18 protein-coding genes are annotated in these 20,164 nt (G+C 47.8%); 14 read left to right on the top strand and 4 right to left on the bottom strand.

Going from position 1 to position 20,164, the window contains the following annotated elements; all coding sequences use genetic code 11:
* Positions 1 to 31 precede the first annotated feature (31 nt).
* On the top strand, positions 32 to 346 hold the full coding sequence (locus GCWU000321_RS04200) for a hypothetical protein (protein WP_022027552.1): 315 nt from the start codon (positions 32 to 34) through the stop codon (positions 344 to 346).
* Between the two features lie 152 nt (positions 347 to 498).
* Here GCWU000321_RS04200 and GCWU000321_RS04195 read toward each other — a convergent pair whose 3' ends face one another.
* Entirely contained in the window at positions 499 to 987 is a 489-nt protein-coding gene (locus GCWU000321_RS04195) for a ferritin (protein WP_007069847.1), read from the bottom strand.
* 327 nt (positions 988 to 1,314) lie between these two features.
* Here GCWU000321_RS04195 and der point away from each other — a divergent pair, with 327 nt between their 5' ends.
* From der to GCWU000321_RS04140, 11 genes are all read left to right on the top strand, one after another.
* The gene (der, locus tag GCWU000321_RS04190) at positions 1,315 to 2,643 is read left to right on the top strand and encodes a ribosome biogenesis GTPase Der (RefSeq protein ID WP_040381275.1); all 1,329 of its coding nucleotides are present in this window, start codon (positions 1,315 to 1,317) and stop codon (positions 2,641 to 2,643) included.
* Entirely contained in the window at positions 2,640 to 3,236 is a 597-nt protein-coding gene (gene plsY / locus GCWU000321_RS04185; protein WP_007069845.1) for a glycerol-3-phosphate 1-O-acyltransferase PlsY, read from the top strand. The genes der and plsY overlap by 4 nt, the downstream gene beginning before the upstream one ends.
* The gene (locus GCWU000321_RS04180) at positions 3,233 to 4,246 is read left to right on the top strand and encodes an NAD(P)H-dependent glycerol-3-phosphate dehydrogenase (RefSeq protein ID WP_007069844.1); all 1,014 of its coding nucleotides are present in this window, start codon (positions 3,233 to 3,235) and stop codon (positions 4,244 to 4,246) included. Before plsY ends, GCWU000321_RS04180 begins: the two co-directional genes overlap by 4 nt.
* Before the next feature lie 150 nt (positions 4,247 to 4,396).
* Entirely contained in the window at positions 4,397 to 4,969 is a 573-nt protein-coding gene (gene rsmD / locus GCWU000321_RS04175) for a 16S rRNA (guanine(966)-N(2))-methyltransferase RsmD (RefSeq protein WP_007069843.1), read from the top strand.
* Positions 4,966 to 5,457: a pantetheine-phosphate adenylyltransferase gene (coaD, locus tag GCWU000321_RS04170; RefSeq protein ID WP_007069842.1), complete on the top strand. Its 492-nt coding sequence runs from the start codon at positions 4,966 to 4,968 to the stop codon at positions 5,455 to 5,457. Before rsmD ends, coaD begins: the two co-directional genes overlap by 4 nt.
* A gap of 9 nt (positions 5,458 to 5,466) precedes the next feature.
* Entirely contained in the window at positions 5,467 to 5,940 is a 474-nt protein-coding gene (locus GCWU000321_RS04165) for a hypothetical protein (RefSeq protein WP_007069841.1), read from the top strand.
* A 78-nt stretch (positions 5,941 to 6,018) separates the two neighbouring features.
* Complete coding sequence (locus GCWU000321_RS04160; RefSeq protein WP_244835059.1) at positions 6,019 to 6,567, top strand: ComEA family DNA-binding protein; 549 nt, start codon at positions 6,019 to 6,021, stop codon at positions 6,565 to 6,567.
* Positions 6,564 to 8,864, top strand: coding sequence for a ComEC/Rec2 family competence protein (locus GCWU000321_RS04155; RefSeq protein ID WP_007069839.1), 2,301 nt, complete (start codon positions 6,564 to 6,566; stop codon positions 8,862 to 8,864). The genes GCWU000321_RS04160 and GCWU000321_RS04155 overlap by 4 nt, the downstream gene beginning before the upstream one ends.
* A complete protein-coding gene (gene holA, locus GCWU000321_RS04150; RefSeq protein ID WP_007069838.1) occupies positions 8,818 to 9,813 on the top strand; it encodes a DNA polymerase III subunit delta in 996 nt (331 codons plus the stop codon). The genes GCWU000321_RS04155 and holA overlap by 47 nt, the downstream gene beginning before the upstream one ends.
* 11 nt (positions 9,814 to 9,824) lie before the next feature.
* Entirely contained in the window at positions 9,825 to 11,288 is a 1,464-nt protein-coding gene (locus tag GCWU000321_RS04145) for a VanW family protein (protein ID WP_040381273.1), read from the top strand.
* A gap of 30 nt (positions 11,289 to 11,318) precedes the next feature.
* Positions 11,319 to 15,002, top strand: a complete 3,684-nt coding sequence (locus GCWU000321_RS04140; protein ID WP_007069836.1) for a PolC-type DNA polymerase III — start codon at positions 11,319 to 11,321, stop codon at positions 15,000 to 15,002.
* Positions 15,003 to 15,062: 60 nt separating this feature from the next.
* Here the strand turns inward: GCWU000321_RS04140 and queG are convergent, their stop codons facing one another.
* The 3 genes from queG to GCWU000321_RS04125 all read right to left on the bottom strand — a co-directional run bounded on the left by queG (position 15,063) and on the right by GCWU000321_RS04125 (position 17,890).
* Complete coding sequence (gene queG, locus GCWU000321_RS04135) at positions 15,063 to 15,953, bottom strand: tRNA epoxyqueuosine(34) reductase QueG (RefSeq protein ID WP_007069835.1); 891 nt, start codon at positions 15,951 to 15,953, stop codon at positions 15,063 to 15,065.
* A 42-nt stretch (positions 15,954 to 15,995) separates the two neighbouring features.
* Positions 15,996 to 17,039 carry a zeta toxin family protein gene (locus GCWU000321_RS04130; RefSeq protein ID WP_007069834.1) on the bottom strand — a complete coding sequence of 348 codons (1,044 nt, stop codon included), beginning with the start codon at positions 17,037 to 17,039 and terminating at the stop codon, positions 15,996 to 15,998.
* Positions 17,040 to 17,104: 65 nt separating this feature from the next.
* Positions 17,105 to 17,890, bottom strand: a complete 786-nt coding sequence (locus GCWU000321_RS04125) for an adenosylcobinamide amidohydrolase (RefSeq protein ID WP_040381271.1) — start codon at positions 17,888 to 17,890, stop codon at positions 17,105 to 17,107.
* Positions 17,891 to 17,998: 108 nt separating this feature from the next.
* Here GCWU000321_RS04125 and GCWU000321_RS04120 point away from each other — a divergent pair, with 108 nt between their 5' ends.
* Together GCWU000321_RS04120 and sdaAB are read left to right on the top strand one after the other, a co-directional pair.
* Entirely contained in the window at positions 17,999 to 19,381 is a 1,383-nt protein-coding gene (locus tag GCWU000321_RS04120) for an LPO_1073/Vpar_1526 family protein (RefSeq protein WP_007069832.1), read from the top strand.
* Positions 19,382 to 19,496: 115 nt separating this feature from the next.
* On the top strand, positions 19,497 to 20,159 hold the full coding sequence (sdaAB, locus tag GCWU000321_RS04115) for an L-serine ammonia-lyase, iron-sulfur-dependent subunit beta (RefSeq protein WP_007069831.1): 663 nt from the start codon (positions 19,497 to 19,499) through the stop codon (positions 20,157 to 20,159).
* Positions 20,160 to 20,164 lie beyond the last annotated feature (5 nt).

The raw sequence follows: 20,164 nt of genomic DNA, 5'->3' as shown, positions 1-20,164 counted from the left end.
TTTTGTTATAATGGGCAAAGAGGTGATAATAATGGAATTTTTAAATGAAAAGAACATGATTGTTGACGGCGTGGACAAGTATTATGTTTCCGAACTGAAGCGTGTATACGGCAGTGCGGAATACGATGGGGAGGAATTTGTTTTCCTTTATGATCCGGAACAGGAAGACACTACCCGCGCCTATCGTCCTGACAGCTTCGTGATGGCGGTGATGATGGACGATGAGATTTTCGACGGCAAGGTGCTTCAGTACCTCGTGACCCTGTCCTATGACGGACATGTGAAAGGCGTGGAATATCTGGGACTGGATGATGCAGGCCGTCCTGATGCCGTTGATGTGGAATAAAACAGACTGATGAATGAAGAAAAGGAGTTGTGAAAAGATGAGTTTCTTTTTGCAGCTCCTTTTGTGACGGTTTTATGAGTAATAAAAGAGCTGCGAATCGGGATCGTCCCTTTCACAGCTCTTTTTTGTTTTATTCAATTTTCAGTAAAGTATTATCTGTTGCCCAGGTGGTTATCGAACATGTAGAGGAGAGCGGCGCCTTCCTGTGCTTTTTCGAATCCCGTGATGTTGTCGCGGGCGTTGACTTCTTCTTCAATCTGTTCGGTGACGTACCACTGGAGGAAAATTTCGGTTTCCAGATCGCCTTCTTCGCGGGCAAGTTTAACAAGGCTGCGGATGGAAGCGGAAACAGCTTCTTCGTGAGCCAGAGAGTCTTTAGCGACATCCAGCGGATTGTCGTAGTGTTTCTTGACGCCTTCAATCGGAAGGAAGTCGACGGTACCGTCTCTGTCTTCAATGTAAGCAATGAGTTTCAGGGCGTGTTCTCTTTCTTCTTCATACTGTTTGTCCAGCCATTTTGCATAGCCGTTCAGTGCCAGGTTTTTCATGTCGTGGGACATGGAACGATAGAGGTAGCCGGATGCAAATTCCATGTTTACCTGTTCAACAAGCGCTTTTAAAAGTTTCTTTGATAATTTCATGATAAATCTCCTTTTTTATAAACTCTTAAGTATCTAAAACTTTCTATGCATACTATAACATAGAAAAATATCGATGTAAAGGGGTGAGTTAAAAAGATTAAAAAATTTTTTAGGCAGTCTTTTCTGATGCATGACGTATTATAGAAATACGTATAGGAAATACTCTTTATAAAAAATATTCATTCCTTTGTAGTGGTATTTATTTCAGCAGAAAGCTGCTTTGACTTGACAATACTTGACAGTATCTATGGTTGGGCATACAATTTTTAGAATAGTATTAAATGGGAAGTTATGCCCGAAACAAGTTATGTAAAAGTGGAGGATAAGATGAGCAAGCCTCTTGTTGCTATAGTAGGACGCCCGAATGTGGGAAAATCTACGATTATTAACGGCCTTGCCCAGAAGCGTGTATCAATTGTTGAAGATATCCCCGGTGTGACGCGGGATCGTATTTACTGTGACGTGCGCTGGCTGGATCGTGAGTTTACCATGATTGACACGGGCGGTATTGAGTTTCGTGATGAAGCGGATCAGATATCCGATGGTATCCGCCAGCAGGCGCAGCTTGCCATGGAAGAGGCAGATGTGATTCTTTTTGTCGTCGATGCCCGTGTCGGTGTGCAGGAGGATGATCAGACGATTGCAGGAATGCTTAGGCGTACGGGAAAGCCCGTGGTACTCTGCGTGAATAAAGTGGACAGTGAAAATCAGAAAATGGATACGTATGAGTTTTATTCCCTGGGAATCGGCGATCCCATGCCGGTATCCGCTGTAAACCATCTGGGATTCGGTGATTTGCTGGATAAGATTTCGGAAGGATTTCCGCCTCGTGAGGAATATGATTCTCCCGATATCATCCGCACGGCGATCGTGGGGCGTCCGAATGTAGGGAAATCGACGCTGATCAATTCTCTTCTCGGCTATGAGCGTTCTCTTGTGGCTGATGAAATGGGAACTACTCGTGACGCTGTGGATTCCGTATGGAAATACAAAGGGAAGACTTTCATTCTTGTAGATACGGCAGGGATGCGTAAGAAAGGAAAGATTGACGAACCTCTGGAAAAGTACAGTGTTATCCGTTCGATTCGTGCAATTGATAATTGCGATGTGGCGATTTTTGTCCTTGATGCGAACGATATGCTTACGGAACAGGATAAAAAGATTATCGGGTATATCCATGAGGCTGGCAAAGGACTTATCCTTATGGTGAATAAGTGGGATATGATTCCCAAAGAGACGAATACCATGGTGGAATTGGAAAGGCAGGTACGTGACGGCCTTCCTTTTGCTCCTTATATCCCCATGCTTTTTGGATCGGCTCTGACAAAGCAGCGCATCCAGCGCCTCGGCGATATGATTTACAATGTGGCGGAGCAGCAGTCCATGCGGGTGTCTACGGCAGTTCTGAATGATTTGCTGGATGATGCGAAAATTGTGAATCCGCCTCCTGCCCATGCCGGCCGTGTGGCGAAAATTTATTATATGACGCAGGTGGGGATCCGTCCGCCGACTTTCGTCATGTTTGTGAATGACGCGAACCTGATTCATTTTTCTTATGTCCGTTTTATAGAAAACCGCCTTCGCGCAGCCTTTTCTTTTGAGGGGACACCAATCCGTATCGTGCTGCGGAGCAAGAAAGACGGTGACGAATTATGATGGAAACGGTTGTAATCGTACTTTTTGCCTATCTTATCGGTGCGGTTCCGTCAGGATATCTTATCGGGCGGATCTTCTACGGCGTCGATTTGAAGAAGACGGGAAGCAGAAATATCGGAGCAACAAACGCGTACCGTACACTTGGAATGAAAGCGGGTCTGGCGGTGTTTTTCTGTGATTTCATGAAAGGGGTTATTGCTGTTCATCTGGGAATGCCCGAACCGACAACGGTTCTCTTATGTGCGCTTTTCGCAATTATTGGGAATGACTGGTCCATTTTCCTTAAGTTTAAGAGCGGCAAAGGGGTAGCCTGCGGTGTGGGAGCCTTTGCGTATATCTGTGCGCCGGCGACGATTGCATCATTTATTGTCTGGCTCATTGTTTTTCGATGGAAGAAAATCGTTTCGCTCGCCTCAATCGCGGGTGCACCGGTGGTACCGATTGTTATTTGGGTTTTGGGAGAACCTTGGGAGTATGTGGTATTCAGTCTGGCGGCGGCTCTCATTGTTGTGGTAAAACATAAGGAAAATATCGAAAGACTTTTGCGGGGAGAAGAAAAACCGATTATACAGGGAAAGAAGGAATCGCAGTGAAAATAGCCATGATCGGTTCCGGCGGATGGGGGACGGCGATGGTTACATCGCTTGCCGCCCGCCATGATGATTTGGAACTGTACTGCCGCAGGGAAGAAGCGGCACGGGAATTGAAGGAAACAAGAGAGAATAAAGAATATTTGCCGGGGGTCCGCATTCCGGTCCATGTAAAAATTACGAGTGATCTGGAAAAAGCTGTATCCGGTGCGGACTGCGTGGTGTTGTCTACTCCGTCTAAAGCGGTAGAAATAACGGCGGAAGCTATGGCGCCTTTTATGAAGAAAAATGCTGTTGCAGTATGTGCTTCTAAAGGTCTTGCCGATGAAGCGGGCCATCGTTTATCGGAAATCATTTCAGAAAAGTTTTCTTCCGTAACGGACCGGATTGTTGTTTTATCCGGACCGAATCATGCGGAAGAAGTGGGTTTCGGTCTTCCGGCGGCAACCGTGGCGGCATCAGAAGTGCCGGAAGCTGTACAGATTGTGCAGGATGTTTTCATGCGGCCCGTGTTCCGTGTATACCGCAGTGATGATATCCGCGGCGTAGAATACGGCGGCGCATTGAAAAATATCGTAGCTCTTGCCTGCGGTGTGCAGGACGGAATAGGCCTTGGCGATAATTGTCGTGCTGCGCTTATGACACGGGGGCTTGTGGAAATGGCAAGATTTGGTGTGCATTTCGGCGCCCGCCGGGAAACTTTTTTCGGCTTATCGGGAATGGGCGACCTTGTTGCTACATGTACCAGTACCCACAGCCGCAATCACAGGGCGGGCCTTATGTTGGGGAAAGGAAAGACCGCAAAAGAAATCTGCGAAGGAACCCACATGGTGGTGGAAGGAATGCGCACGGCTTTCCTTGTGAATGAAATCGCAAGGCGCGAACATATCGATATGCCGATTACTGAAGAAGTGTGCCGCCTTCTGGAAGGGGAACACACGGCGCAGGAAGCCTTGGAAAATTTGATGACCCGTGCGAAAAAGGCGGAAATTGAGACGTATCTGGAGCCCTGATAAAAACCGGGCGGGGAATCATAGTATAAATATATGAGCCGTTTGCCACATTGTGGTATAATTTAATAAATTTCCAATTGGTATTTCAAGCAGTATATTTTTTGAAAACTGATGGGAAATAAGAACATCATCCTTGAAACGGAATGAAAAATGAGAATCATTGGAGGAAGCGCGAAAGGGACAGCCTTGCTGTCGCCTGTGGGGAAAGGGATGACCCGGCCTACGCTCGGGCGGGTACGTGAAAGTATATTCAATGTGCTTGCCAATGTGGGAATGAAAGATACCCGTGTGCTTGATATTTTTGCAGGAACCGGCGCGATGGGGCTGGAAGCTTTGAGCCGGGGCGCGGCACATGCGACATTTTTGGATAAGGCGACATGTAAGCTTATCCGTGAGAATGCGGTGAAATGCCATGTGGAAAACAGGGCGGATGTTTTACCCGGCGATGTCAGCCGTTCTTTGGCAAAGCTTGCAGGGAACAGGTATGATTATTTGTTTATGGATCCTCCTTACGGGAAGGGCTATATTGATCAAATTCTTGCTTTGATTTTCGCTTGCAGGATTCCTGCTGAGAATGCTATTATTATTGCAGAGCATTCTATAGAAGAACCGCCGGATATGACCCGTTTGGGGGAGAAATGTTCGGTATGGAAAGAAAAGAAAGTGGGAAATATGGTTGTTACTTACCTCCTTTGCCGGGGTTCTGAGGGAGAAGGTTCATGAAAATCGCTATTTGTCCGGGCAGTTATGATCCCGTTACTTATGGCCATTTGGACATCATTAAGAGAAGCGCCGTACTTGTAGATAAATTAATTGTCACGGTGTTTGTGAATCCATCTAAAAAAGCGTCCCTTTTTTCTATTGAAGAACGGCTGGATATGCTTCGTGAAACGACGAAGGATATCCCCAATGTAGAAGTAGATACATCGACGGGGTTGCTCAATGTGTATGCTGCCAGTAAAAACTGCCATCTTATTATTCGTGGCCTGCGGGCGTTCAGTGATTTCGAATATGAATTTCAGCGGGCGCTCATGATTAAGAAGATTGATCCTACGTTGGAAACCGCTTTTTTCATGACAGACGGACGATATTCATACCTGTCCTCCACCGGTGTGAGGGAATTGGCATATTTTAACGGTGATGTGTCACAGATGGTTCCCCCTTATGTGGAAGCTATGATAGAGAAAAAATTAAAGTTACTTAAGAAATGAGGTTGTAAAATGGATACAAGAAAATTGCTTGAAGAACTTGAAAATGTTATTGACAGCGCAACCGAAGTACCGTTCTCCAACAAGAAAATGGTAGACAAAGATGAAATCGAACGACTGATTGACGCGATTAACCAGTCGCTTCCCAATGAATTGGAAAGTGCCCGCCGTATCGTCGCCGATAAGGAAAGAATTCTTCTGGATGCAGAGAAAAAAGCGGATGACACCATTGCTCAGGCGAAAGATTACATCGCAAGGATTACCGAAGAGAGCGAATTGGTAAAACAGGCACAGGAAAGGGCCAATGAAGTGGTGACTTCCGCCAACCATTCCGCCGAGGAATTGCGCAGCAGTTCCGTTACCTACGCGACTGATGTTTTGAAATACGTGGAAACGAATATGGAAAACATGCTGGATACCTTGAAGAAGAACCGCCAGAGCTTGATTGATTCCAACACGGCAGCTGCCAGGGAAGAACAGAAATAAAAGATTTCAGCTTTTTGGAATACGTTTATCTGTATTATTCATGGTGTAAGAAGGAAACGGAGTCCGACGATGGGAAGTATGAACAGAAAGCAGGTGCTTCTTTGCGCCCTTGCCTTTATCATACCGGCTCTTGTCGGATTTTTTGTGTGGAGTGATGATGGGAAACGCTCCGGAGAAGATTCCGTGGTTGCGGAAATAACGGAAAGCGGAAACGCAAATGAAGAAAGCCGTGTCCTCGTATATGTCGTAGGCGCCGTGAAAGAACCGGGTGTCTATGAACTGCAGCGGGGGAGCCGCGTGTATGACGCGGTGCAGGCTGCCGGAAACGTTCTTCCTTATGCGGATATGGAAGGCGTCAATATGGCAGAACCCGTTGAAGATGCTATGAGGGTCTATATTCCTCTCAATCCGGAACGGACGACTCCCGCCGCAGCCGGTTTGGTGAATATTAATCATGCCTCGGGAACGGAGCTGGAAACACTTCCCGGCATTGGAGCCAAGACGGCAGATAAAATTATTGAATACAGAAACGAACATGGCGGGTTCCGCTCAAAAGAGGAATTGAAAGAGGTACCCACCATCGGGGAGGGGAAGTACGCCAAAGTGTCAGAGCGGATTACCTTATGAAACGGAAATATATATTTCTTTGGTGTGCTTCCTTTTTGGCTGCAGGGATATTTTTTGCGTCTTTTTTTGAGTTTTCTCTTTTTGGGGGAGGACTCTTTTTATTTTTGTCTTTGATGGGTATCCTTTCAGGGAGAGTTTTCGGGAAAACAGGTGTTGTGTGGGTATGCGGCGCTCTTTTTTTATGTGCTGCCGGTGCGGTCCGTATGGAAATGGCAGAAGAAATATGGAGACAGCAGTCACAGTACATTGTGGGCAGTGAAGGAACCTTCTGCGGCATCGTTGCAGAGGAACCTCTTGTGTACAAAGGGGAGGACGGATATACCCGGTATCTTATTGATCTGAGGAAAATCCGTTATGCCGATGGAGAAGAAAAAAGCATTTCAGGAACAGTGTACCTGTATGACTTTGCCGTTGAGAATAAATATCCTGTCGGAACTGCACTGGAAGCGGAAGGAAAGCTGCGGCCCCTCCGTTTATATAAGAATCCGGGGAAAATCGATCTGGAAAAGCGCTACGAAAGCGGGCATCTCTTAGGACGAATTTACAGCAAGGAGAACAGCCGTATCCGCCCTGTAGGAGAAACCGGGGAGTATAGGGTGACGCGCTGGGCGGAAACGATGAGGGAACGGTTGGCATGTTTTTTTGCTTCCTACATGGATCCTGTACGCCTTCCTGTTCTGATGACACTTCTTTTCGGCGGACACTATTCAGAAATTCCCAAAGACATCATCCATTCTTTTTCAGTGACCGGCATTATTCACATCTTGTCCGTTTCCGGTTCTCACATCGCGCTGCTTTTCGGTTTTTTATATTTCCTTGGGAAGTGGCTGGGACTTTCCATGAAGGTAACGGTGGTTCCCGCTGTGCTTCTTGTGCTCGTGTATGCCGCTATGTCAGGCTTTGTGCCTCCTGTGATCCGCGCGTCCCTCATGGGAATTCTTGCCGTGATCGGTGTCCTTCTGGAACGGGGGAGGACGGCGCTCAATCTTCTGGGAGCGGCAGTGGCGGGGATGCTCTTGTGGAACCCCTATTTCCTTTTTGATATCAGCTTCCAGCTTTCCGTCTGCGCGTCGGCAGGAATACTGCTTTTTTATGAACCGCTTCGGCATGCGCTTGCCCTATTAGGAAAAATTCCGCCCCGGATCTGTGAAGGCTGTGCTCTTTCTACGGCGGCCCAAATCCTCGTGCTTCCCATTATTTTGTATAATTTTCATAGCTTCCCGCTATATTTCATACCTGCCAACCTGATCGTTGTGCCGCTTTTGGAATGGGTGATCATTGGGGGACTTTTGGCGGCGCTCTCTTCTTTTCTTTTGATGCCTCTGGCAGGAGGAATCCTGCAGTTTGCCGATTACTTCCTCTGGGCGGCGCTGCGGTTGAATGGATTTATTTCTTCACTGCCGGAAGCGTCTTTTGAAGCGGGCAGTCTTTCCCTTGCCGAAGGGATTTTGTATTATATAGGAGTGGCGGTTTTCTGTTTCAAAAGAAAATGGGAACGGAAAGGGCAATATCTTCTTGCCGGTATCATTTTTGCAGGGGCGATTCTTTTGTTGGCAGAATGGGCGGCGCGCCGGGAGACCGTTCTGCTGGCGCCTGATTTGGGAGTAGATACGGGGACGGTACTTATCTCCGGTGACGCGAAGATCGTGTATTATAAAAGCAGCGGGATTCCTTCGGCGGCAAGCGGACGCGAATTGGATTCAATCTTGGGGTACCATGGAATTTTTGATATAGACGTGCTTCTTCTCAATCTGGAAGAGGTGAAGAAGCCTGTCCCGTTTGAAATGGATACAAGAATAAAAGAGATATGGGCGGTCGGAGGAAAAGCGGAAACGCTTGCACCTTTCCTTATAAAAGATTTCAAAGGAACAGTCAGAAACCTATCGCCGTCGCGCCTGCGCTTAAAAAACGGATTGACAGTCATAACAAACGGAAGTGCCCTTCGTGTGGGAAAAGGTTCGTGGGATGTATACTTTGCAGGAAATAAGAATTTCAGTGAAGGAGATTCCCCACACACTGCATGGGTGGGAGGATCGAACGGTTTCCGCCGCGGCGTATCGGAAAAGGAACTGGGCAGATTAAGACCTGAAGCGGCAGTATATGGCGGCGGCGGGCGATTCGCCGGTGAGGACAAAGATGTTTTTTATCTCTGCAATTGTCCCGTAGCATATACGGAGAACGAAGGGATGGCGGAATTGATATGGGAAAAAGACGGATGGCGGTTATTGCAGGAAAGATGGGACGGAAATAATGGCAGTAAAACAAATCTTATCCAATTGCAAAATTTTATACGGTAATGACTCGGTTACTATCGGATTGCGGAGAGAGGAAATCATCCGTGATTATTTTCATGGAGAAATACCCGAGGTGACGGTGCTTGATTCTCCGGGGAATTATGACCTTTACAGGAGTTATCTGGAAGGGCAGTCCCTCTTTGCCGTAAAGACGGCAGTGGTCATGGAGAATCCTTTTTTTATAAAAAGGCCGCCGAAAGATAAAAAGGAAGAAAATGAATTTAACGGTTTCATAAATATACTGAAAGAGTTGACACCCGATATATTGGCGATTTTTACGGTAGACGGCGCTTTAGATAAAAGAACGAAGGCCTCTAAAACGTTACTTTCTGTCTGCGGGAGTGAAGAATGCAGTCTTTTAGCGCCGCGGGAGGGCGCGTCCGTCATGGCGCGGATGCTCATGGACTGCGGGAAGCGGGTGGAGCCGGAAGCACGGGCGTATATGGAAGAAGTTATCGGTTCCTGGGAGACGATTTCCCGCCCTTTTCTTCAAACAGAATGTGATAAAATCGTATTAATGGCAGGAAACAGGACCGGTATTTCGAAAAAGCTTCTGGAATACGCTTTGCCTGAGTATATGGATCAGGGGATTTTTAAGTTTACTGATGCCCTGATTGCCAAAAATGCGTCTGCCGTTATGGAGAATACCGATCATGTGTTTACGGATGTGTCGGAAACAATTAAAAATCTGGGGTTTATTTCCGCTAAATTCAGAAAAATAAAAATACTGAAAGAAATGCAGCGGAACCATGCACCCTTGCCGCAGATACAGAAAGCGGCAGGGGTGACGAACCAATGGGCGTGGAAAAATCTGGAGAAGGATGCCCGCTTTGTTTCTGAAGAAGATGCGGAATGGATGCTGCTGAATATATTTGAGTATCATTGGGGAATTCGTGAAGGAAGCGCGCAAACGGTAAAAGAGTTGCTGCTGCGTTATTGTATGCGTAAATGAGAGAGGCGGATATGTATAAAGCTGTAAAAGTTTTCTGGGGTATTTTTGTGTCGGCTGCTGTTCTTGCCGGAGCAGCTCCTTTTGTCTGGGCGGGGAAAGATACGGTTATTCCCGGCGTTCGCCTGAACGGTACCGCGGTAGGCGGCATGGGGAAAGTCCGGCTGGAGGAGTTTTTTCGGGAAAAGAATGAAGAGCTTGCCGCAAAAAAACTGGCACTTAACCATGGCGCGGTTCATGAAGAGTGGTCATATAAGGATTTAAACGTGCATTTTGATAAAAGCAGGGCAGATGAGCTTTTGCGGTTGGGGAAAACGGAAAATCTGCTTTCTGACTGGATCACCCGCTGGAAAGCAGTCATTTACGGTGATGTAGTAGGGGTGGTTCCGCTTTATGACAGGGAAACGCTTTGCACGAAAGTGGATGAACTTGCCGTGAAGTATGGGCAGACGCCGAAAGAGGCTATGCCTGTCATAAAAGATGACGGGACAGTGGAATTTACTGAGGGCGTACCTTATCTTGTTTTTGATCGGCCGAAACTTGTGGAAATCGTAGGAAATGCCCTTGTCAGTGAAGATACGGATGCTGTGGAAATTCCCGTGACGGAAGAAAAGATGCCGATGCTGACAAAGGAGCGGTTGAAAAATTTTAATACGGTTCTCGGTGTTTATACGACGAATTTTGGGGAAAGTCCCAACAGAAGCAGAAATATCGAATTAGCGGCGGAAGCTATCAGAGGGTCTGTAGTGGATCCGGGTACCGTATTTTCCTATAACGATGCTACAGGAGAACGGTCTCCGGACAAGGGATACTTGGAAGCGCCTGTCATTGTGAATGGAAAGCCGCAGCCCGGTTATGGCGGCGGCGTGTGCCAGGTGAGTACGACTCTTTTTAATGCGGTGCTTCTTTCGGGAATGGAAGTGACAGAACGGAGTCCTCATTTTTCACCGGCATCGTATGTGCCCATAGGACAGGATGCTACTGTTTCTTATGGGGACCTGGATTTTCAATTTATAAATAATTTTAAAAATCCGGTTTACGTATATACGAAGTATGAACCGGGCGCGGTGACATGCTGGATCATCGGCACCAGGGAGGATAAACCGGAGGAATCCCGCGTTCTGCTTGAGTATTCGGGCGCGATAGGATTCAATACGCAGGAAAAGGTGGATCCCGTGCAGACGGAAGAAAAGACGGTAGAATACGGACATGAAGGATATGATGCGGAAATCCTCCAGTATGCCCGCTGGGCGGACGGACGTGTTTACGAAAGAAGTTTCCCGTCATACTATGATCCCGTAGATACTGTGATTACATACAATAAAGATCCGAAAAAAGCAGAAGCCGAAAAGAAGGCTGACGCTGAAAAGAAAGCGAAGGAACGGCAGGATGCCGGCAGGAAAACAACGGAAAAGAACAAAAGAGATAAAGAGAATAAAGAAGAGCAGAAAGCCGTCATAATCCCTTTGGGGAACTGAGGCGTTCTGCTGCATATTGGAGGGATTACGATGGGAAAGTATCGGCTGAAATCAAAGCAGAAAGGTTCAGTCATTACTTTAATGGAAGTGGATACAGAATGCCAGGCTTGGTACATTCAGGCCGATGACAGAAACGCGGCTCTTCAGGTATTGAAAGCCATGAGCGATGAAATCCGCTGTTTGAGGAATATTTATTTGAATGGGGATGATGTGACGGAAGAAGTCTGTCCCCTTTTAATGACTATAGGTGATGCGTCTCTTCCGGAAGAAGAATTCAGTGAGATGTATGGTGCTGGAAATCCGGATGGCGGTATGGATATGCATAGGACAGAAGATTCGCCGGAAGGGGAGGCTGATTCTGAACCTGTTTTCAAGCTGCCTTCTATCCGTGATGTGCAGGCAGCTATGGCTGCAGCTCCGCCGGTGGAAGACAGGCCTGCACTTTCTCAAACGGCAGGCATTTCTTTTTCGAGCGAATTGCCGTCTTTAGCGAGCGTGCTTCCTGCTTCCGCTTTCCAATTATCCGCTTCCGGAGAGAAGAGAACGGACGGCATCCTTTTAGGCAGATCACATATTAAAGGGAAAATATCGGATATCAGTACGATCCGGGAAGAACAGGGCGGTATCGTCGTACAGGGAACTGTCATTGGCTGTGAGTGCCGAGAACTCCGTGAAAACAGGTGTCTGTTTACCATGAAGCTGGCTGATGAGACGGACGGAATCCTTTGCAAAAAGTTTTTTGAAAAGAAGGAAGACGCACAAAAGCTGACCGGTGTAAAAAAGAATATGACAGTAAAAGTCAGGGGGAATGTGCAGCTTGATAAATTTACCGGCGGCCTTGTGCTGAATATTTCCCAGATGGAACAAGGGAAAGAGAAAGAAATCAACCATGAGGATATGGCCGAAACACCGCGTGTGGAACTCCATCTTCATACGAAAATGAGTTTGGACGGACTCATCGATAATGAAGAGATCATCAGGACGGCGGCAAAGTGGAAGCATCCTGCCGTGGCGATTACGGATCACGGCGTCATTCAGGCATTTCCCCAAATACAAACATTGGCGGCAAAATACGGGCAAAAAGTCATCTACGGCATGGAAGGTTATCTGATCGATGAAGTGCCTGAAGATATTGACAGTGACCGGCAGCAGTACAGCCATATTATCCTGCTGGCAAAAAATATCACGGGGCTCCGCAATTTGTACCGTCTTGTGACGCTGTCCCATCTGAAATACTACCGCAAGCGTCCTCTTCTGCCCCGTCCGCTCCTTGAGGAATTCAGGGACGGACTGATGTATGGTTCCGCCTGTGTCATGGGTGAATTTTTCCGTGCCGTTTTGAACGGAGACAGCGATGAAGAACTGATCCGTCTGGCGAAATTCTATGATTATCTGGAAGTGCAGCCGCTGGGAAACAATGAATTCCTGCTGTATGAAGATAAGTATGCTGCCATCACGACGAAAAAAGATTTGCAGGAGCTGAACAAGAAAGTTATTGAAATAGGAGAAAAAGCGGGGATTCCTGTATGCGCCACATCTGATGCCCACTACCTTTTTGCCGAATACGCGCGGGACAGAGATATCCTTTTGTCCAACTGGGAAAAACCGGGGAAAATAGAATCCCATCCGCCGGTATACCTTCGGACGACGGAGGAAATGCTGGAGGAATTCAGCTATCTGCCGAAAGAAAAAGCGGAGGAGATCGTCATCACGAATACCCGCCGAGTGGCGGAGCAGTGCGAGGTCATTGAACCGCTGGCGGAAGAATGGAAATCGTACAATCCGAAAATTGCCGGTGCCGATGATAAGCTGAAAGCCATGTGCTATGAGAAAGCGGTGGAGCTTTATGGAGAACCGCTGCCGGAAATCATCCGGGACAGGCTTGATTTGGAGCTGACACCGATCATTAATCACGGCTATGGCGTCCTATACTACATCGCCCATAAACTCGTCAAGCATTCTAACGACCGCGGCTACCTGGTGGGATCCCGGGGTTCTGTCGGGTCTTCTTTTGTGGCGACACTGGCAGGCATCACGGAAGTGAATCCGCTTCCGCCCCACTATGTGTGCCCCCATTGCCACTGGAACCAATTCTTTACTGACGGTTCCGTCGGCGGCGGTTTTGATCTGGCAGATAAGAAATGCCCGAACTGCGGCACGGAATTAAATAAGGATGGGCACAATATCCCGTTTGCCGTTTTCCTGGGATTTGACGGAGACAAAGTGCCTGATATCGATCTGAATTTTTCCTCCGGCGACGACCAGGCGGTGGCCCATAAGTACACCGAAGAACTCTTCGGGCGGGATAATGTATTCCGCGCAGGAACGATTGCGGGGATCCAGGATAAGACAGCTTTCGGATTCGTCAAACGGTACGCGGAAAACCGCGGGCTGACATTCAATGATATTTTTATAGAAAAATTATCTGCCGGCGTGGCAGGGGTAAAACGGACCACAGGGCAGCATCCCGCCGGTATCATGGTCTGTCCCCGGGATATGGATATCCACAATTTCACGCCACTCCAATATGCCGCCAATAAAAGATGGCTGAAAGATGAAACGGGAGAAAAAATTCCGGGTACCATCACCACCCATTTTGATTACCATTCTATTTCAGGACGCATGCTGAAACTGGATATTCTGGGCCACGATGATCCGAAAGTCATACGTATGCTTCAGGATATCACGGGCATCGATCCGCTTCACATTCCTTTCAATGATGAAAAAACGCTGTCCCTTTTCAGCTCGCCGGATGCTCTCGGCATTACGTCGGAACAGTTGAAAGCGGCGGTGGGGGACAAGGGGATTACCGTGGGGGCGATTGGCCTTCCCGAATTCGGCACACCTTTTGTCCGCGGTATGCTGGAGGATACGCGGCCCAAAAATTTCTCCGAGCTTGTCCGCATTTCCGGCTTTTCTCACGGGACGAACGTGTGGCTGAATAATGCGCGGGATTTGATTACGTCAGGCAAGGTCAAACTGGAAGAAGCGATTTCCACGCGCGATGATATCATGAACTACCTGATTGAACATCATGTAAAACCGCTGACTGCTTTCAAAGTCATGGAAAACGTGCGTAAGGGTAAGGGGCTGGAAAAAGGAAATTCCAACAACCGGAAAGAATTGGAAGATGCCCGGGTACCGCAGTGGTTCATTGACTCATGCCTGAAAATTTCCTACCTTTTCCCAAGAGCCCATGCGGTGGCTTACGTTATGATGGCGTTCCGTATCGCCTGGTTCAAGGTGTATGAACCTCTTGCTTACTATGCGGCTTACTTCACTATTCGGGCGGAAGGCGCATTCAATGCGGCGGTTATTTTAAGAGGACTGGCGTCCCAGTCGGCAGAGCTGGCGCGGATTAATTCGCTACCTCACCCAACGGCGGTGGAAAAAGGGAGTGCCACAGTTATTGAGGCAGCGGCGGAAATGTATCTTCGCGGTTTGAAGTTCCTGCCTATCGACTTGAATAAATCATCCGCTTCTGAATTTCTCATGGAAGACGGCGCACTCCGCCCTCCGTTCAATTGCATTCCCGCTTTGGGAAATACGGTAGCAAAGGAAATTGTTGAAGCCCGCAGGGAACATCCCTTTACGTCGAAAGAAGATTTGAAAAAGCGAGGCAAGGTAAGCCAGAGCATTATCGATACTATGGATGAAATGGGAATCCTCCACGGTATGCCGGAAGAAGAACAGATTAACCTGTTTTCTTTCTGAAATATATAAAACGCAATAAAAAATAAATCACCCGATTCACGATACAGTGAAGAAGGTGATTTATTTTTTATCGATGATATCCATATTTCGGAGTAAGACGGGCCTGCCCCGCCAGGAAAAAGCATATTCTCCATATTCTTTTGTAAATCGGCGGTTTGAAATCTGTTCCAGTGTTTCTCTTTCCAGACGGGGGATCCGGTCTGCACCCGTTTCCGGAAGGGGAGAGTATGCTGCATTTTCATTAAAGGGACAGCATTTCTGGCACTCATCACATCCGAAGATAAGCGGCGTCTTACGAAGAATATTTTTTTCTTCTTCATTTAAGACTTCTTTCTTTTGCGTGAGGTACGATTTGCATCGCCACGGATTGAACCGTTCGTGGGAAAGCGCTTTTCCGGGGCATGCCGCGAAACAGCGGGTGCAGCTGCCGCAGTTCATTGCAAGCGGGGTGTCCGGAGGAAGTGCCAAAGTGGTCAGTATGGCTCCGATGGTAAAGTAAGAACCGTACTTCGGATGTATGAGGCAGTGGTTCCTGCCGAAAAAACCGAGTCCTGCCTGGTAAGCGAGCCAGCGGTCTGCCATGGGGGATGTATCGGTAATCGCATGGAATTTTTCATTGGGATACTGCTCTTCCATATATCCGATAATTTTTGCAAGATACGCGCGGACAACGTGGTGATAATCTTTGGCTCGTGCATAAAGGGCGATATTTGCATTCTTTTCCTCGGGGTACCGGTAAGGGAAGAGAATGACAGCGATGGACTTCGTATCCGCGAGAATTTCTTCAGGCGCCAGCCGCTTTTCTATCTCCGCCGGCGCGAAAGGAACGGGACCCGCTTTTTCCAGTTTTTCGGAAAGCTGGGGGGCGATAGGGCAGGACATGCATCCTACGGCGTCCAGCAGGAGGGAGCGTGCTTTTTCCAATAATAGATTTTTGGCGGAAGAATTCATACATTCCTTTCATAAAAAAGAGCAGGTTTCCCCGCTCCCATTTTACTTGCCGATACGTTTGGACAGGACGTCGCTTACCCGCTCTGTCGGCATATCATCGCTGTCATACAGAAGGCCTTTCGGACTTTTGATAATGAGCCGGTCCATGAGGTTTTGGTCAATCAAATCATTGGTGGCTGACAGGAAAGAGAGACAGGCCTTATCATGCTGTTCTTTTGAAATGAGTCTGGACAGGCCCGGCGCTTTTAACCGCTGCTGCAGGTAAAGCTGGTGGATGGCTTTCCAGCTGTCTTTCTTCGGGCAGGCACGGAGAAGTACGCAGATAGTATATCCTTTTTCTTTCAGATAACTGATGAGCGCCATGGTGTGGGCGGAGTCATCAAGAGAGCCTTCCTGGAGAATGTGATACTTCTCTTCTGCTGCTTTCCGCATGGCTAAGTCAGAAAGATATTTCCCTTCCTTTGTGGAAAAATAGGTACAATAGCGTCCGTATTTCTGAAAAACTTCTTTTGCCCGGGGATGAAACCCGCGGAAGTTGTCACTCATGGACTGGATAATGTCGCCGTCGTAGTCATCGATGATCACGGAGGACATCCGTGTCTTTCCGGAACCTGGCTGGCCTGCGATAATGAAGGCTGTCGGATTCTCCTGCGCCCCTGTTTTGCCCTTTATCATGGCAGGCCAGATAACCGAGTTGAAAAGGGTATTCATCTCTTCGGCGGAAAAACGTCGGACTTCTTCCAACTCTTCTTTTGTCAGTTTGGAGGAGCTCACGGAAGAAAAAAGCTGGTCTGCCGTGTACTTCGTTTCGATGGCATATGCCTCTTTGAGCATTTCAATCTGTTTTTCCATAGAAATCCCATGACCTTTGCGGAGTTCCACCTTGGCCATGGCGCGAACCGTTTTCCGCCATAAATGGAGAAGGCGTTTTTCATCCTCCTGTTGGATTCCTTCTTCACTTCTCATATTGGAAAGCAGATTGTAAATCGTGGTGAATATTTCCGCGTTCACTTCCAACTGGATTCCCATGGGGGTAATTTCCGCGGATTCATACAGTTCATTGATCGATCGCTCGTCATATGGCATAGCCTTAACCAACTCCTTTTATCATCAAATATATGTCCCATCATAACAAAAGGGGAAATATTTGTCTAATGACCGCATTCTTTATTCCTTAAGCGGGACAAATCGACGGCGGGCGGCGTAGCGAGAGAATCATCCCGGTTCCATGGCTTGTCATAGAGCTCCAGACATTCGCGGACTGTTTCATACGCTGCGGAAGCGAGAAGCGAACCGAGGACGGAGAAAGTGCCTGCGTCCGTATAACGCGGGGCATCCGGATCGGTGATGAGCGTGATGCCGTCCGTTCCCGTTCCAGTAGCAGGCAGGCCGTTATTCACATCGGCGATACCCAGATCCTGCAGGGCTGCCGTCTTCCCTTCAGTGATCGTTATGATGGCCCGCGTCATGATGGCGGAAGGAAGGGAAATATTCAGACTGATCATGATATTGATCGTACCTACAGGAAAGAAGTGACCGTCTTTTTCTGTATAGAGCGGCGGAGAACCTGCGCGGGCCGCCGTTTTTTCCGCACCGCCCGTAGTAACTGCGTCAAGAAGAAGCTCCTTATGGGAAAATGTTTTCACGGAACGCCATTCCATCTTTGCCGCTGTAAGAAGGGCGCAGGCCTTTGCCGGATCATATCCGTTTTCCAAAATGGAAAGACGTAAAAATTCAGGGACAGACCCTCCGGGAAATCGATCTTCCGATGGATAAAAGGTTTCCAGTTTCTGGTTGACTGCATAATTGATTTCTTTAAAACCGCCGCCGTAAATGGCAGTGGAAAGGGAAAAACGTGTTTTTTCAAAAGCCAGACAAAGGTGGGAACGTGATGCATGCAGTTTCCCTCCCGCCGGCAGTGTAATCGTTGTGTCCATGGTGTCTCCTTTATTCTTATTATAACAGGCGGTGCTTGTCATATCATTGAACGGCCTATAGAAATATGATAAAATTTAAGCGTATTTTATAATGTGTAAGGAGTACTCATGTTTATTGTGCCTTATATGGTGGTAGCTGCAGTTGCTATCCTGTTTTTTATTGTATGCCGGTTTATAGTGTACGGCGTTGGCGGTAAATCGCGGCACGCCGGGGTGAAAGCGGAAGTGACCGCGGAAATTCCCGTGCGTCCCCGCCGTAAAAAGGTGCCGGTCCGGCAGGCAGTGCCTGAGACGACCGCAGAATTTCCTTTGAGGAAAAAATCAGCTGGTGCCGGAAAATCCGCCGGTGAGACTACACAGATTTTGCCTGTAAAGGAAATTGTAAAAAAGGCTGATGCCGCTATGGGTGCTGATGGCGCTACCCGTGTTTTCGACCGGGGTGAACTGGAAAAAACGCTGCCGCCTGCTAAAATGCCTTCCGGGAAGGTATCTGCCTTTACCGCGGAAAAAGCTCCTGAGATTTTGGAAGGCACACCGACACTCCAATCTCTGGAAGAACGGTTTGTCCGGCATTTCCTGAACCGGTACGGCGCGGTTTCTTCTGTCGTGGAACAAGATACAAGGATGGTAACTGGACACTTAATCCGTAATATGGATATGGATCCTGAAGATATGGCAGACAGTCTGACACATATCATGGTACAGGAAGCGTTACAGAACGCCCAGCGTACGTATGTGCTGATGCCGAACGATACGGTTCTTTCCATGGTGACCGATGCATTTGCGGATGTGGCCAGGGGCCGCCGTTCCGAAACGAGGACAACCCTTGCCTATGATGCGCTGAAAGCGATGCCCCGCATGGAAGAAACACAATTCAATGCGTTGTCGCTCCTTCTTCTTTTTCATTATTCAAGGAATACGGATAATGTGGATATGGAGGCCTTCCGTAAGTACACGAGAAAGTATATTACTCCGTTTCTTAAGGAGCTGCCTGATGAATACAGCGGTTATCAGCAGATGGAATATATTCGCTGTGTCTCTTTGGAAAACAGAGAAATCTCTTTTGGCAGGGTGCTTCATGATTCATACCCTCTTGTTTTTGCTTACCGCGGCGCCATGAAGAGCGAACTTTCTTCCGTGAAATCCGACTGGCCTGAAGATGCTCTTGTCCCCAGTCTGTACAATTCATACTATAAACCGGCGGTGGTGGATGATTCCCTCTTTGCGGATTTTTGTGCTGATATGGGGATTACCAAAGAGGAAGACAAGACTTACCTTCTGAAAGTTCTCCATTCCCGTCCGGTGGATTATGACAGAAAGGAATTATCATACATCCTGGAAAAGATTTCTCCCGACCTGGCAAGTATGCAGGAAGTATGGGACACCAGTCTGCTCCGCAGATCTTCGCTGACCCTTATGGGGATGTACATCGCCCGTGCCTGCATCAAGGCAACCATCGGCGAGGAGTTTGACTTGTCCCATTGGATGTAAGAATATAAGAAATTATATGCATGGAAAAGCATTTTGGTTATCCTTGTTGAATACGGATGATTAAAATGCTTTAATGACGTATAGAATAATAAGATTTTAAAACGACAGGTGGAAGATGGGGATATTTGATATTATAGGACCGGTCATGATCGGTCCTTCCAGCTCACATACGGCAGGCGCCGCGCGTATTGGAAAAATAGCACGGGAAATATTAAATGACGAACCGGTTTCAGCGGAGATTACGCTGTACGGTTCTTTTGCAACCACAGGAAAGGGGCACGGTACGGATAAGGCGCTCGTGGCGGGTCTTATGGGCTATGCGCCCGACAGCGGCACGATCCGTGATGCGATTACTACCGCGGAGGAACGGGGGCTTTCCGTTTCCTTTCAGGCATCTTCCCTGGATATGGGACATCCCAATGTGGCGGAAATCAAAATGAAGGGGAAAAGTGGAAGAATGGCGACAGTGGTAGGGCGGTCCTTAGGCGGCGGCCGTGTCATGATTACGGAAATTGACGGGTTCCCTGTGGAAATCACGGGTGAGGAGTATACACTCCTCACCAATCATAATGACGTGCCCGGTATTGTTGCCGATGTAGGGAAGATTCTTGCAGAAGAACATGTGAATATTTCCAATATGCGCGTATTCCGCAAAGGGAAAGGAACGGAAGCGGTGATGATCATCCATTCCGACCAAAAGGTTCCCGAATCTGTTATTTGCAGGATCAAAGAAGGAAATAAAAATATCAACAGTGTTATGACACTGGATATTATTTAAGGCAG

Origin of the sequence: Dialister invisus DSM 15470 (assembly GCF_000160055.1) — a bacterium.
GTDB lineage: Bacteria > Bacillota > Negativicutes > Veillonellales > Dialisteraceae > Dialister > Dialister invisus.
Note: the sequence above shows the minus strand (reverse complement) of the source record. Positions and strands in the feature narration are given on the sequence as shown.

Coding starts and splice junctions, on each gene's coding strand:
- coaD (WP_007069842.1), top strand. CDS start 4,966: ATGAAAATCGCTATTTGTCCGGGCAGTTATGATCCCGTTACTTATGGC.
- GCWU000321_RS04140 (WP_007069836.1), top strand. CDS start 11,319: ATGGGAAAGTATCGGCTGAAATCAAAGCAGAAAGGTTCAGTCATTACT.
- GCWU000321_RS04120 (WP_007069832.1), top strand. CDS start 17,999: ATGTTTATTGTGCCTTATATGGTGGTAGCTGCAGTTGCTATCCTGTTT.
- sdaAB (WP_007069831.1), top strand. CDS start 19,497: ATGGGGATATTTGATATTATAGGACCGGTCATGATCGGTCCTTCCAGC.
- GCWU000321_RS04125 (WP_040381271.1), bottom strand. CDS start 17,890: ATGGACACAACGATTACACTGCCGGCGGGAGGGAAACTGCATGCATCA.
- GCWU000321_RS04165 (WP_007069841.1), top strand. CDS start 5,467: ATGGATACAAGAAAATTGCTTGAAGAACTTGAAAATGTTATTGACAGC.
- rsmD (WP_007069843.1), top strand. CDS start 4,397: ATGAGAATCATTGGAGGAAGCGCGAAAGGGACAGCCTTGCTGTCGCCT.
- GCWU000321_RS04195 (WP_007069847.1), bottom strand. CDS start 987: ATGAAATTATCAAAGAAACTTTTAAAAGCGCTTGTTGAACAGGTAAAC.
- GCWU000321_RS04160 (WP_244835059.1), top strand. CDS start 6,019: ATGAACAGAAAGCAGGTGCTTCTTTGCGCCCTTGCCTTTATCATACCG.
- GCWU000321_RS04145 (WP_040381273.1), top strand. CDS start 9,825: ATGTATAAAGCTGTAAAAGTTTTCTGGGGTATTTTTGTGTCGGCTGCT.
- GCWU000321_RS04130 (WP_007069834.1), bottom strand. CDS start 17,039: ATGCCATATGACGAGCGATCGATCAATGAACTGTATGAATCCGCGGAA.
- holA (WP_007069838.1), top strand. CDS start 8,818: ATGGCAGTAAAACAAATCTTATCCAATTGCAAAATTTTATACGGTAAT.
- GCWU000321_RS04200 (WP_022027552.1), top strand. CDS start 32: ATGGAATTTTTAAATGAAAAGAACATGATTGTTGACGGCGTGGACAAG.
- queG (WP_007069835.1), bottom strand. CDS start 15,953: ATGAATTCTTCCGCCAAAAATCTATTATTGGAAAAAGCACGCTCCCTC.
- der (WP_040381275.1), top strand. CDS start 1,315: ATGAGCAAGCCTCTTGTTGCTATAGTAGGACGCCCGAATGTGGGAAAA.
- GCWU000321_RS04155 (WP_007069839.1), top strand. CDS start 6,564: ATGAAACGGAAATATATATTTCTTTGGTGTGCTTCCTTTTTGGCTGCA.
- plsY (WP_007069845.1), top strand. CDS start 2,640: ATGATGGAAACGGTTGTAATCGTACTTTTTGCCTATCTTATCGGTGCG.